Origin of the sequence: Ornatilinea apprima (assembly GCF_001306115.1) — a bacterium.
In the GTDB taxonomy this organism is placed as follows: domain Bacteria; phylum Chloroflexota; class Anaerolineae; order Anaerolineales; family Anaerolineaceae; genus Ornatilinea; species Ornatilinea apprima.
The window spans coordinates 201,145-214,342 of record NZ_LGCL01000040.1 but is presented as its reverse complement, the minus strand read 5'-3'; the positions used below and the strand labels follow the sequence as shown (position 1 = coordinate 214,342).

The following is a 13,198-nucleotide window of genomic DNA, read 5'->3' as shown; positions in this document are numbered from 1 at the left end:
TAACGATATGCGCCACCCACAATTGTGTCAATAATCCTTATGGATTAAGCGCCTGGCTGTAAGCAGATTGCAAACCGCGCAAGCTATATGCGTGCATTCTTTGATAAAATCAACCATAATGAATGATCCAAAGGAATGGCAACTTTGAAAGCGGCACAGCAAATTGTTCATATCATCACCGACCTTAAACCAGGCGGTGCCGAGACCATGCTGGCCCGTTTGTTGGCCGTGTTAAAAAGCGGCGATATTCGATTCCATGTTATCTCGCTGACCGGCGATGGAAAAATCGGTGAGATGCTGCGAGCGGAGGGTATTCCGGTATCGGTCCTGGGCTTTGACCCGCAAAGCCCCAATCCCCTTTTGTTTTTTACGCTGGTAAAGCTGCTGCGTCAGCTCAAACCCGACGGGATTCATACCTGGCTTTATCACGCGGACCTGTTGGGCGGCCTGGCTGCCCGGCTGGCCGGCAATATCCCTGTGGTTTGGGCGCTGCATAACAGCACGCTGGATTCAACCTCCAGCAAGCGTAGAACTTTACGGGTGGTGCGGCTGTGCGCCTGGCTTTCTCATTTCGTGCCTCAAAAAATTACCTACTGTTCCACCGTCTCGCGTGATTTACACATTCAGCTGGGTTATAAGGCTGAAAAAATGGTATTCATCCCCAATGGCTTTGACCTGGATGTTTTTCAGCCCAACGCCGATGCCCGCCTGAGCGTGCGCGCCGAACTTGGCCTGTCTCCTGAAACGCCGCTGGTTGGTTTTATGGCGCGCTTTGACCCGCAAAAAGACCTCAATAATTTCATCCAGGCGGCTGCCCTCTTAAACCAACGAATGCCGGAAGTTCGCTTTCTTCTGGCGGGAATGGGAATTCAAAACGAAAATGCGGTGTTGGCCCAATGGCTTGATCAATCAAAAATGCAGGGAATGATCTATTTGCTTGGCCGTCGCGATGATACGCCGCGCCTCACTGCGGCGCTGGATTTGGCGACGGTCAGTTCCGCCTACGGCGAGGCCTTTCCATTGGTGATTGGGGAAGCGATGAGCTGTGAAGTGCCCTGCGTGGCCACCGACGTGGGTGATTCGAAAATGATTATTGGGACTACCGGTCGGGTGGTTCCCCCGCGCGACCCGCAGGCCCTGGCGGATGCCTGGTATGCGATGTTAAGCCTGCCCGCCAGCGAACGCCGCGCTCTGGGATACCAAGCCCGCCAGATTATCGCTGACCATTATTCCATTTCCGTATCTGCGGAACGGCACCAAAATCTCTACCGCGATGCCTTTAATCTGGTGGATTGATTCTGGGCCAAAAAGAATAACGGTCCAAGACCAGAATCAGTACCGCGCCCACGATAAGCACCAGAAGGAAAATCAGGTTTGCGTACAGTGGCTGCAGGAATAACGCAGTGATCGCCACCGCCTGCAAGATCAGCCCTGTCAGGTGCATCAGCATCACCCCCTGATTTGAGTCCAACCCCAGCTTAATCAACCGGTGATAGGTATGGTCCAGGTGTGAAATATAGAATTTATCCCCTCGGCGAATGCGGGAAAAGGTAACTAATGCGGTATCGAAGATGGGCACCGCCAGAAACATAATGGGTGTGAACCAGGAAGACTCCTGGAAAGCGCCCTGCGGCGTATAGAGAATCGCTATACCCGCCATCAGAAATCCGATGGTTTGCGCCCCTGAATCGCCCAGAAACATTTTCGCTGGCGCCGAGTTGAAAAAAGTGAGCGCGATCAGGCAGCCAAACAGCGCGGCAGTGAACAAGGCCAATTCGGTCTGCCCGCTGCTGATCAACACCAATAGAAAGAATCCGGCCGCCCAACTGGAGAGACCCACCACCAGACCATCCATGCTGTCCACCAGGTTGAAGGCATTGGTGATCCCCACCATCCAGAAAATCGTGATACCCCAATCGAGGGCGACTTTCAAGGAGAAGAAGTCCCCCCAAAAGAAACCGCTGTATTCCAGCACTCTGACGCGCGTGCCCAACCAAATCATGCAGATGGATGCGGCAATCTGGCCAACCAATTTCGGAAGAGCGCCTAACCCGCTTTTATCGTCCCAGAGGGCGAACGCAAAAATGATCAGGGCGGGTAACAAAAGCGACCTTAATTCAGATTGCCGCCAAAAACCGAACAAAAAAGCCGTGATCACCAGTGCCATCACTAACGAAATGCCGCCGCCCAGCGGGGTTGGGCGGGAATGCTGCTTGTGGGGCGCGGATCCTGGAATGTCCATCAATCCAAGCCGGGGCGTGGTCTTCAGGCTGAAAAAACTCGTCGCCAGGCTGATCACTACCGAGATGAACAACACCTGAAGGATATTGAGAAACAGCTTCAATGAGAATTCCATTCAATCCCCCCTGGAAAAGAATTCAGGCAGCCGTGAGAGCCCGGTAAACCTCGATGGTTTGCGAGATATTAATGTCTTGCGAAAACTCATGTTCAACAATCTCTCTGCCCTTTAAGCCCATCTGAGCACACAGCTCCGGGCTTTCGATCAACGCTTGCAGCGCGTTTGCCAGCGCAGGGGCGTCGTGTACCGGGACTAAAAAGCCATTTTCTCCCTGCCGCACAATTTCGCGGCACCCCGGGATGTCTGTAGCCACCAAGGGTCTGGCGCTGGCAGCCGCTTCCAGCAGGGTCTTGGGTACGCCTTCCCGGTATGCGGAGGGCTGGCAAATAATGGTTGCCGATTGGTAAATCGGCGCCATGTCCTCCTGCCAGCCCAGGTATTCCACTAGACCGGCCTGCTCCCACGCCTGAATTTCATCAGGCCTGACCGAGTTGGGATTATCCAGATCAGGTGTGCCTACTAATTGAAAGCGCGCCTGCACGCCGCGTTGCTTGAGCAGAGCAGCTGCTTCGATAAAGTCCGTTACCCCTTTATCATAGATCAATCGCGCGGCCATGACCACAACTGGCACACCGGTTGGAATGGAAGATGGTTGAAATCTTGCGGTGTCCGCTCCCGAACCGCGAATCAGCACTGACCGCCGCGGAGACGTCCATCCTTTACTGACAAACAGCTCCTGATCTTCTGGATTCTGGAAGATCATCAACGCGCCGCGAGTGCCAAATTTATACAGCAGCTTAACCAATTGGCGCACAATCTTCACTTTAAGACTGGAATCGGCAAAAATGTATCCCAGCCCGGTAATCGAATTGACCACATGGGGGATGCGCGCCATCCTGGCGGCAATTGAACCATACAGCACCGGTTTAATGGTGAACTGGTGCACCAGATCGGGCTGTAAGCCGAGGTACAGGCGCGCCAGGCGAAAGATGGACATCCCATCTTGCAAAGGGTTCATGCCCTTGCGCGAAAATTCAAACGGCATCCAGCGAAACCCGGCATTGAGCAGGCGCTGGTCATAATCGCCTTCTTCGGACGGCGGAGAGAGAAAGATGACCTCATCGCCCCGCTGGCGCAGCGCTTTCGCCAGCGGTAGGCGGAAGTTGTAAAGGTACCAGGCTGTATTCGAGAATAAAACAATCTTCATCTACGCCCCCCCTGCTGTGCCAGCCAGGCTTCAAACATCAATACCGCCCACAACTCATATTGATTATTGCGGCTGCCCGCCAGATGCTCATTCCATTTTTCGCGGACCGGTTGGGCGCGGAAGTAGCCTTCCTGTTGCAAACGCTGTTCCGACAGCAAATCTTCTGCCCAGGCGCGCAATGGCCCGCGCAGCCAGGAATCGATGGGCACCGCGAAACCAGCCTTGGGGCGCTCAAACAATTCCGGGGGAACGAACCGTCCCAACACCTGGCGCAGGATCCATTTTGAAGTTGTGCCGCGCAGTTTCAGCGATTGTGGCAGGCTCCAGGCAAATTCCACCACACGGTGATCGTCCAAATAAGGCACGCGCGCTTCGAGGCTGGCGGCCATGCTGGCGCGGTCGACTTTCGTCAGGATGTCATCTGGCAGGTACGTTACCAGGTCCAGGTACATCATCTGGCGGGTGAAATCCTCCAGCTCCGGCCACTGTGCTGTGTCTCTGACCAGGGGCAACGGCTCTGACGCGTGGTTCGTCACCTCGCCTGGATCTTTCCAGGTGGAGATCAAATTCCAATAAATGTCCAATGGATTTGAGGCTGGAAGCACCTCGGCCAGTTTTTTGACCTTGTCGGCATAGAGTGTTTGCCGGGAATCCGCTGGCAGAAGCGGGTGCAGAATGCGCATTACGCTTTCGATCTGCGCCGGCGGCAGATTTCCCAACAAACTGGCTGCAGACCGACGCAGCCCCAATGGCATACCGCGCAGGCGATTCCATAGGCGCGGGGCCCAGGTGTAACGCGTATACCCGCCAAAGAGTTCATCGCCGCCGTCCCCTGATAGGCTGACGGTAACATGACGCCGGGTGAGCTCGGAAACCAGCATCGTAGGAATTTGGGAAACGTCCGCGAAGGGTTCGTCATAGTGAACCGGCAGGCGCGGAATCAGCGCCAGGGCTTGATCGTATGTGGCGGTCAGTTCAGTGTGCTCCGTCCCCAAAATCTGCGCGACGGCCCGGGCGTGATGCGCCTCATTGAAAGCCTGCTCCTCGAAACCGATGGTAAACGTTTTCACCGGAATGCTGCTCTGCGCCTGCATGATGGCAACCATCGCGGAAGAGTCGACCCCGCCGGAAAGAAAGGCCCCCAGCGGAACATCCGCGATCATCCGCTCGCGCACCGATTCGAAGAGTAAACCTTGTAACTCACTCACTGCTTCCTGCTCATCGCCTGAGAACAAGGAATTTTGAGCCGCAAGAACGGCTTCTCTGGCAGACCAATAGGAATAGGTGAAAAACTCCCTTTCCCCTTGCCTTATTCGTAATAACGTGCCGGGTTGGAGTTTGTGGATCCCTTCATAAATACTGAACGGCGCGGGTATATATAAATATCGCAAAAAAAGCGGCAGCACCTCGCGGTTAATCTCGCTTTGGAAGGCTGGGTGACTGCGCAGGGTCTTCAACTCGGAGCCAAAAAGGAACACGCCACCGGACCAACCGTAATAAAGTGGTTTAACCCCGATGCGGTCACGAGCCAGGGTTAAGGTTTTTTCTTTCTCATCCCACAACGCGAAAGCAAACATGCCGTTGAACCGGCGCACAGCCTGCTCCACCCCCCATTCATTGATCGCGGCCAGCATGACTTCGGTGTCAGACGTTCCGCGAAAAGTGTGTCCACAGCTTTCCAGTTCTTTTCGCAAAGATTGGAAGTTATACACCTCGCCATTGTACGCGATGGTGTACCGCCCGTCGGGGGAAGACATTGGCTGGTGGCCGGTAGGACTTAAATCAACAATTGCCAGGCGGCGCGCGCCCAGCACCACCCCCGCCTCGGGTTGGATCCAGAAACCACTGTCATCCGGGCCGCGATGGCGGATGGTATCCGTCATGCGCGTGATGATAGCGGGATACTCTTCAGATGATTGGCGTCCAAACCAATCTGCAAAACCCGTCAGTCCGCACACGTTGAGTTTCGTCTCCCTCTTGGGATGATTATAATCGAAGCTGGTCTACGCGCGCCTGAATTATGTTTGTTAAGGTTTGAATTGAATGTTGTTGCTTTTATTTAATGGCTATGCGCAGTTTTTGCATCAGTTAAACCTTTAGGCACTGCAGACATCTATTCATATCCCCTCGCTCCAAATCAAGAGAAATATCATCTTTTATATAATATTATTTTGACAAATAACATCTATATTAGTAAAATAGGATTTGGTGAAATTATTCACATCAGAACCATCAGGGTTCTGTCCAATATGAAAGGAAGTCGATCCATGAGCAAGATTGTTGTTGTAGGCGCCAATCACGCAGGCACCGCCGCCATTAAAACCATTCTATCCAACCACCCCGGCCACCAGGTATCTGTCTATGATTCCAATTCCAATATCAGCTTCTTGGGATGCGGAATGGCTTTGTGGATCGGAGCGCAAATCGATGGCCCCGAAGGTCTTTTTTATTCCAGTAAGGAGCAGCTTGAGTCGATGGGCGCTGTGATCCACATGGAATCAAAAGTGGAAGATATCAATTTTGAGCAAAAGAAAATCTTCGCCCGCGCCAAAGATGGTTCCGCGCTCGAAGAGAACTATGACAAGTTGATTCTGGCGACCGGCTCCTGGCCCATCGTCCCCAATATTCCCGGCAAAGATCTGGAAAATGTACAGTTGGTCAAGTTATACCAGCACGCTGGGGATGTCATTGAAAAAATTAAATCCCCCGACATTAAGAACGTGGTCGTCGTTGGCGCCGGGTATATTGGCGTGGAATTGGCCGAAGCGTTCCAACGACACGGGAAAAACACCACCCTAATTGATATCGAAAAGACCTGCCTTCCCGTGTATTACGATGATGAATTCACCAGCCTGATGAACCAGAATCTTCAGGATCACGGTATCCATCTGGCTTTTGGAGAGAGAGTTGTTGAAATCCGCGGAAGTGGCAAGGTAGAAGAAGTGGTCACCGACAAGGGCGCGTACCCCGCCGATATGGTGGTGCTGTGCATTGGCTTCAGACCCAACACTAACCTAGGCGGAGAGAAAGTGGAAAGGTTCAAGAACGGCGCGTATCTGGTGAACAAGAAACAGGAAACCAGCGTAAAGGATGTATTTGCCATTGGAGACTGCGCTACGGTGTATGATAATTCCGTGAATGCGCCCAATTATATTGCCCTGGCAACCAACGCCGTCCGCTCAGGGATTGTGGCCGCGCACAACGCGTGCGGAACCGAGATCGAATCGGTGGGTGTGCAGGGTTCCAATGGGATTAATATCTACGACCTGAAAATGGTTTCCACCGGATTGACCCTCAAAAAAGCCCGATCTCTTGGCATCAACGCGCTGGCAACAGATTTCGAGGACTTGCAAAAACCGGAGTTTATGAAGAGTGAGAACCCTCCCGTCAAAATCCGAATTGTTTACGACGCGGACTCGCGGGTGATTCTGGGCGCCCAAATGGCATCCACGTACGACATCTCGATGGGCATTCACCTGTTTTCATTGGCCATTCAGGAGAAAGTAACCATTGAAAAACTGGCGCTGACGGATATCTTCTTCCTGCCGCATTTCAATAAGCCATACAATTACATCACTATGGCCGCCATCTCAGCAAAGTAAGAATACATACACGATTTGAAAAAGCCGTTTCGCAGCCTGCAAAACCAGCGCGAAACGGCTTTCTTATTCCGCTTTGCTCACGCGGGGATGTGGAATCTCGGCCTGCAGGAACAGACCGCCATCCAGATTGTTATGGAAGCTCAGGTTGCCCCCCAACAGCGCGACGCGCTCACTGATACCCAATAATCCAAAATGGCCTTTCCCAGCCAACATGGAGAGATCAAAATCTTTGGGCAGCCCTACCCCATTGTCACTGACGGTGAGAAGAATGGATCTGGGCGAAGTATGCTTGAGCTGAATCAACACCTCGGTTGCTTTGGAATGCTTGCGAACATTGCGTAAAACTTCTTGAACGATGCGGTAAAGTGAGAGTTCGGTGGCTTCGGGCAGGCGAATGAGTTGAGGGTCAATATCCACGCTGATGTGTATGCCTGTTTTGGCTTCCCAATCATTGGCAAAAGAAATAATAGCCGCGCCCACACCCAAACTATCGATAGTGGGAGGCCGCAGGCTGCCACAGGTGTTGCGCAATTCCTCAATGATGCTGCGAATATTCTGCCGCATCTCCGTTAGAAAATCGGAGACTTCAAGATCCACTTCCCTGGTATTATCAAACACCTCAATTTCATGGTTAATCGACAATAAATCCTGAATGGACTGGTCGTGCAGCTCCCGCGCTAACCGCTTCAGGTCTTGCTCCCTGGCTTTGAGCAACCGCCGGTGCGCGTCTTGCAGCGCCTGGTTGGACTTATCCAACGCAATCACTTGATTGTTTAGCTGGTTGATTAATTGTTTGTTGAGGCTGTCCTGCGCCGCGAGGTCTCGTTCCAGCAATATCTGGTTTTGCTTCAATTCCTCGGCTCGCTCACGCGCGCGATAATAATTATCCAAAGCCCAAATAAAGGGGGTAATCTGCTGGTGATCTTTTGTCCCAACCAATGCCGCCACCACCTCTTCCCGGTTGGTTTCATCGGTATGAAAATGCGCCACTTTCTGGCTGTCACGTATGACCAAAATTTCATCGGTAACCGCAAAAAGATGGTCCAGGTGATTGCTGAAAAAAATAACCGCCACTCCCTTTTTTTGCCACTGCTGGATCAGATTGAGAATTTTCTGCTGATTTGGATAGGTAAGCAACGCCGAGGCGTCATCGACGATCACCATTTTAGCTGGTTTCACCAGCGCCCGCGCAACCGCAACCATTTGACGCTGCTCGCCGGTCAAATTTTTTACTTTCAGCCGCATGGTTGGGAATTGAATTCCAAGGTCCGCAAGCAGCTTCGCGGCGATTTCATCCATCCGTTTTTGAGGTAGGATCAGCCTGGTACCTCTCCAAATGGGCAAGCTAATCTCGTTCCCCATGAAGATGTTGCCGCAAATATCCATATCATTCACCAGCTGCGGAATCTGGTGAATGACTTCAATTCCGAGCTTTTGGGCAATGAACGGCCAGGCGCAGCGCTGGCCATCAAAAATCATGTGTCCTTCGTTGGGAACTTCGATCCCGGAAAGCAAATTTGCCAGTGTCGTTTTCCCCGAGCCGCTTGTTCCGGCAATACCCAAGACCTGCCCTGGATACAAATCAAAACTGACGTTTTGAATCACAGGCAGTGTATTAAATGATTTGGACAGCCGGTCAACAGAGAGAAGCGGTTGCATAGGTCAGAATTATGGATTCACGTCTTGGATGATCTGGCGCAGTGTGGATAGATCAATATCTTTTTTATCCACAAACACCAACGCCCCGGCCGCCAACCCCTGGCGACGAAATTCCCGGTCAGGATACGCGCTCATCAGGATAATCCGCGATTGTGGAGAGATCTCTTTGATCCGCTGGGTGCAGATAATGCCGCTTTCTCTACCGAGGATCATATCCACAAAAGCCAGCTGGATATCGCGGTTTTGAACCAAATCCACAGCCGATTCAATATTGTCTGCTTCAAATACCACCGCATGTGGATTTGCAATCTTCACAGTTTTACAAAACTGATTCCGATAATGATTGTTATCATCAATGAGCAAAATAGATATAGAAGAACTGGTGGATGGCATGGGTGGGGCTAACTCGGGTACAACAGTTTTTTGTGTTTCAATGTTTGAATGGGATGGGAATAAATCCGGATGTTCGTTGGCATACCTGACAGCTTCCAGGCGGCTCTGAACATTCAAAACAAAATACAAGCGTGTCAGGCTGTTTTCAACCGTTTTCACACTGATTTGCAATTGTTGAGCGATAGACTTGTTGTCCAACCCTTGCTGCAGCAAGGATAGCAATTCGGTCTGCCGCTCCGTTAACCGGTTATGGGAAGATTTTGATACCCTTTGGTCGATCAATTTCTCGACCAGTGGGCCTGAAAGCCATCTTTCCCCCCGCAATATTCGCCGGATGGCTAAAACAAGATCGTTCAATGATTGTCCTTTGAGGTGATAACCGCTAACCCCTGCTGCAAGCAGTCCCTGCACATAAATATTGTCGTCATACGCGCTGACGACCAGCAGCCGGATTTCGGGAAATTCCTGGTGAATTTTCTGAATGGCCGATATGGGCTCAAAATCGGGCATGGCCACATCGATTAAAACACAATCTGGCCGCGTTCGAGGAATTAGTTGAAACAGCGTCGGACCATCGCCAGCTTCCCCCACAATCTCAAAGTCTTGAAATTCCTCTAACACACCGCGGATACCTTTGCGGATCAGGTCATGATCGTCAGCAATTAGAACGCGGATTTTCTTCATTGGGTACATTTTACCATCTTGGAAAGGCGATTACACCCCCCTACCTTTCCCCATCGAAATAGGGGATTTCTCCCATTCAGAAAAGGGAAAACAGCTATTTCTCAAGCTGAATCGGATTGTTATATTAATTCCATAAATCTCCATTAACCAAATATTAATGTTTCGTTTTCGACCGGAGAAAACCAGATTCCCGGGCGGTGTATTCAGCGCGTCTATGAACCAAATTTCTACTGTTGATCGGTCATTCGGCTGGAGAACCGTCGAGAAAGGAGCGCTTAACAATCAGATTCTTGATCATGCCTTCTGCAATACCGTATTGAATCGAAAAAAATCTTTAGGAGGTCTTTTATGTCTTCAAGCGCCGATGATCGTCTGCCACAAGCTTTGAAGGTGGGCAACCACAAGTTTTTGATTAATGGAGAAGTAAAATCCGTTTATGGCGGCGCCGTCCACTACTGGCGGCTGGACCGCGATAAATGGAGTGATATTCTGGACAAAGTCATTGGAATGGGGTTCAAAGTTGTCGAGACTTATATTCCTTGGGAAGCCCATGAAATCAAACGCGGTGAATTCGACTTTGGGCAGATCAACCCCAGCAATGATATCGACGCCTTTCTGACATTGTGTGAGGAAAAAGGTCTGTACACCATCGTCCGGCCAGGCCCCCAAATCAACTCGGAATTGACCTGGTTTGGCTACCCGGTGCGCATTCTGGATGATCCTGAAATGCAGGCGCTGACCTCTCAGGGATCCAAGGCTGTGCTTACCCAGGTCCCGCGCCCCATCCCGGCCATCAGCTACACTTCCGATAAATTCTTTGAAGAAACGGCCCTCTGGTACGACGCGATTTGTGCCATCCTGGCCAAACATGCCTACCCCAAAGGCAATCTGGTAGCTTGCCAGGTCGATAATGAAATGGCCTTCTTCTTCCATATCAACCCATACGAGTGCGATTTCAGCCCATCAGCGATCAAGGGATACCGCGCCTTCCTGGCCAAAAAATATGAAACAGTCGAGAAGTTAAACAGCGTCTACCGCAGCAAGTTCACCTCGTTTGACGAAGTTGACGCCCCGCGCCGGTTCAACGGAGATAAAAAAGAAGACATTCCTTTCTACACCGATTGGATTGAGTACCGCGAACGCTACCTTGTGGATTCGATGGACCGCCTGGGCAAAATGCTGCGCGAGCGCGGCCTGCAAGATATCCCTCTCTTCCACAACTATCCGCACCCGCTTGGCCCCGGTGGGTCGGTGAGCGGAATCACCACTCCCTTCAACCTGTTGGCGCTGGAAGAGAAACTGGACTTTGTCGGTTTCGATATCTACTCCCGCAAAGAACTTTACGATCATGTCAAAACTGTGGTCTCTTATGTGGTCGGCACCAGCCGATACCCCTTCATTCCCGAATTTATCGCCGGTGTGTGGCCCTGGTACCTCAACCCGGGCGGATCAGAAGATGAAGAGTTTGTAACCAAAGCGGCCCTCATGCACGGTATTAAAGGCTACAGCCGCTACATGATCGTGGAACGCAATCGCTGGCTGGCCTCACCAGTTCGCCTGGACGGGCGCATCCGCGAAGCGAACTACGAAGTTCACCGGCACGTCAACCGCATGGCTAACCAACACCGCTTCCCCGAGATGGAGCGCAAGGTCGATGTTTTGCTGATGGCCAACCGCGACTATGACCGCCTCGAAGCCGCCAGCGTGCTGGTGTCCTTCCCGGGTGATTTCCTGGAGCCGCTGATGGGCTTCTCGGAATACCCCAACTTTATGAGCGTGTCAGAAAAACCCCTGGGCTTTGCTGAACCGGTGCAGATGGAGAAATCCAAGTGGTTTATGAAGTTCTATAACGGGTTGACCGACACGGGTTACCAGTTCCTGCTGGGCGATACAGCTTTGCCGCTCGAGCGCATGCAAAAATACAACACGATCATGATCAGTTCCTTTGAATTCATGAACAGCGAACTGCAGCGCAAGCTGGTCGCCTTTGTGAAAGCCGGTGGAAGAGTGGTCCTCGGCCCGCGCATCCCCACGCTGGACGAGAAGATGTTTGCAGACGAGACCATTCTGAAAGAACTCAATGCCGCCTCTGTCCGGTCAGTGACCGCCAAAAACGGCGAAATTGGCAAAGCTTATGTAGTGGGCGGCGGAGAATTTATTCACCTGACAGACACATCCGATCCCAACGCGGTATTGGCAGCCATCTTTGAAGCGCAGAGTGTCATTAAGGCCAACAAGAGCGACAGTCGCCTGGACGTGGTTGTGCACCGCAGCGCCGACAGCGACCAGAGCCTGGTAGTGTTTGTGGCCAACCCAACCGCCGATGCGATTTCAGCAAAAGTGGGCCTGAACATGGCTGTCAAAGCGGTCAAAGAGATTTGGGCCGAGCAGCCAGTGGGTGTGGATGGAAATTCGTGGAGCGATGAGATTCCTCCCTACACGATCAAGATCTACGAGTGCAGTCTTTAAGATTGGAGGAAACAGACCATGTTACATGAAAACCCATTGATGGCAAATATTGATGTCAACCACTGGCGGAATATGCAGGCTTTACTGCTCCAATCTGCCAAAGGCAAGCGCCGCATCGTCCTCATCCATGAGAATGGCGAACTGTTGAAATTTGTTCATTCCGAGCGCGCAGAAATTGTTAAAAGCGTTACAAGAGTGGATGATCCCCAAATGGTCGCTAAAAAAGTCTATGAAGACAACCCTGGCCTGGCAGATTTTGTCTTTGTGGTGGAACGCAACGCGGCTGACCGCTACTTTTACCAGGTACAGGACGCCTGGAGCGCCACCGAAGACCTGGACGTGTATGTGCACCGCATGTTCGCTCTGCTGGACGCGTACCCGGATGGCATCGTTACCTATCCAGGCTCGGCGCGCACGAACCTTGGTTTACAGTGGAAATTCGGAGCGAAATACGAAGACGTGCAGACCGCGGTCGAGAATTTTGTATCAGTGAATACTTCGATGGTCCTGGCGGTTTTCGACGGTGATGACCTTTGGGGCAGCCTGGTGATGAGTTTTGATGATCAGAAAAGGATCACCAACCTCACCACCCTCGACCCGACCGAGTTAACAAACACCAAAGGCATGAAAGCCTGCGCGGAAGAGATCGTCGATTGGGTCAGCAAGACCTACTCCACCTGCTCGCTGGGCGTCTTCATCGACCTGGCGGATGCAAAAGCATTCATTGCCTCCGATGAAAAACTGGCAGCGTTGAAAGCAGCCGCCCTCAAAGGCAACCTGCTGGTGGACCCGATGCCGAAATCGCTGGCAAAACTTCTGGGATAAATTGCCCGGCCAGATCCGGAAACAAGCCGGTTCAATGAGACATTCAGAAAGCTGCAAGCG

General features: G+C 51.9%; 9 protein-coding genes. 4 read left to right on the top strand and 5 right to left on the bottom strand.

Translation table 11 applies throughout. The features are described from left to right. Window positions 1-135 precede the first annotated feature (135 nt). Window positions 136-1,296, top strand: coding sequence for a glycosyltransferase family 4 protein (locus tag ADN00_RS16825; RefSeq protein WP_075064167.1), 1,161 nt, complete (start codon window positions 136-138; stop codon window positions 1,294-1,296). On the opposite strand, the gene ADN00_RS16820 is transcribed toward ADN00_RS16825, so the two are convergent. From ADN00_RS16820 to asnB, 3 genes are read right to left on the bottom strand one after another with little or no spacing between them, the layout of a single operon-like run. After that, window positions 1,280-2,356, bottom strand: coding sequence for an MraY family glycosyltransferase (locus ADN00_RS16820; protein ID WP_075064166.1), 1,077 nt, complete (start codon window positions 2,354-2,356; stop codon window positions 1,280-1,282). The two genes, ADN00_RS16825 and ADN00_RS16820, sit on opposite strands and share 17 nt — an antisense overlap. 22 nt (window positions 2,357-2,378) lie before the next feature. Beyond that, a complete protein-coding gene (locus ADN00_RS16815; RefSeq protein WP_075064165.1) occupies window positions 2,379-3,506 on the bottom strand; it encodes a glycosyltransferase family 4 protein in 1,128 nt (375 codons plus the stop codon). Continuing rightward, window positions 3,503-5,464 carry an asparagine synthase (glutamine-hydrolyzing) gene (gene asnB / locus ADN00_RS16810; protein ID WP_082390319.1) on the bottom strand — a complete coding sequence of 654 codons (1,962 nt, stop codon included), beginning with the start codon at window positions 5,462-5,464 and terminating at the stop codon, window positions 3,503-3,505. The genes ADN00_RS16815 and asnB overlap by 4 nt, the downstream gene beginning before the upstream one ends. A gap of 309 nt (window positions 5,465-5,773) precedes the next feature. Between asnB and nox the strand changes: the two genes are divergently transcribed. Next, entirely contained in the window at window positions 5,774-7,108 is a 1,335-nt protein-coding gene (nox, locus tag ADN00_RS16805; RefSeq protein ID WP_075064164.1) for a H2O-forming NADH oxidase, read from the top strand. A gap of 63 nt (window positions 7,109-7,171) precedes the next feature. Here the strand turns inward: nox and ADN00_RS16800 are convergent, their stop codons facing one another. Together ADN00_RS16800 and ADN00_RS16795 are read right to left on the bottom strand one after the other, a co-directional pair. Further along, complete coding sequence (locus tag ADN00_RS16800; RefSeq protein ID WP_075064163.1) at window positions 7,172-8,767, bottom strand: ATP-binding cassette domain-containing protein; 1,596 nt, start codon at window positions 8,765-8,767, stop codon at window positions 7,172-7,174. A gap of 9 nt (window positions 8,768-8,776) precedes the next feature. Continuing rightward, window positions 8,777-9,853 carry a response regulator transcription factor gene (locus ADN00_RS16795; protein WP_236691531.1) on the bottom strand — a complete coding sequence of 359 codons (1,077 nt, stop codon included), beginning with the start codon at window positions 9,851-9,853 and terminating at the stop codon, window positions 8,777-8,779. A 339-nt stretch (window positions 9,854-10,192) separates the two neighbouring features. Here ADN00_RS16795 and ADN00_RS16790 point away from each other — a divergent pair, with 339 nt between their 5' ends. Together ADN00_RS16790 and ADN00_RS16785 are read left to right on the top strand one after the other, a co-directional pair. After that, entirely contained in the window at window positions 10,193-12,313 is a 2,121-nt protein-coding gene (locus tag ADN00_RS16790; protein ID WP_075064161.1) for a beta-galactosidase, read from the top strand. A gap of 18 nt (window positions 12,314-12,331) precedes the next feature. Continuing rightward, on the top strand, window positions 12,332-13,138 hold the full coding sequence (locus tag ADN00_RS16785) for a hypothetical protein (protein ID WP_075064160.1): 807 nt from the start codon (window positions 12,332-12,334) through the stop codon (window positions 13,136-13,138). Window positions 13,139-13,198 lie beyond the last annotated feature (60 nt).

Excerpts from the sequence above, each read along its gene's own strand:
- ADN00_RS16785 (WP_075064160.1), top strand. The coding sequence starts at position 12,332 with ATGTTACATGAAAACCCATTGATGGCAAATATTGATGTCAACCACTGG.
- ADN00_RS16815 (WP_075064165.1), bottom strand. The coding sequence starts at position 3,506 with ATGAAGATTGTTTTATTCTCGAATACAGCCTGGTACCTTTACAACTTC.
- ADN00_RS16825 (WP_075064167.1), top strand. The coding sequence starts at position 136 with ATGGCAACTTTGAAAGCGGCACAGCAAATTGTTCATATCATCACCGAC.
- nox (WP_075064164.1), top strand. The coding sequence starts at position 5,774 with ATGAGCAAGATTGTTGTTGTAGGCGCCAATCACGCAGGCACCGCCGCC.
- ADN00_RS16820 (WP_075064166.1), bottom strand. The coding sequence starts at position 2,356 with ATGGAATTCTCATTGAAGCTGTTTCTCAATATCCTTCAGGTGTTGTTC.
- ADN00_RS16795 (WP_236691531.1), bottom strand. The coding sequence starts at position 9,853 with ATGTACCCAATGAAGAAAATCCGCGTTCTAATTGCTGACGATCATGAC.
- ADN00_RS16790 (WP_075064161.1), top strand. The coding sequence starts at position 10,193 with ATGTCTTCAAGCGCCGATGATCGTCTGCCACAAGCTTTGAAGGTGGGC.
- ADN00_RS16800 (WP_075064163.1), bottom strand. The coding sequence starts at position 8,767 with ATGCAACCGCTTCTCTCTGTTGACCGGCTGTCCAAATCATTTAATACA.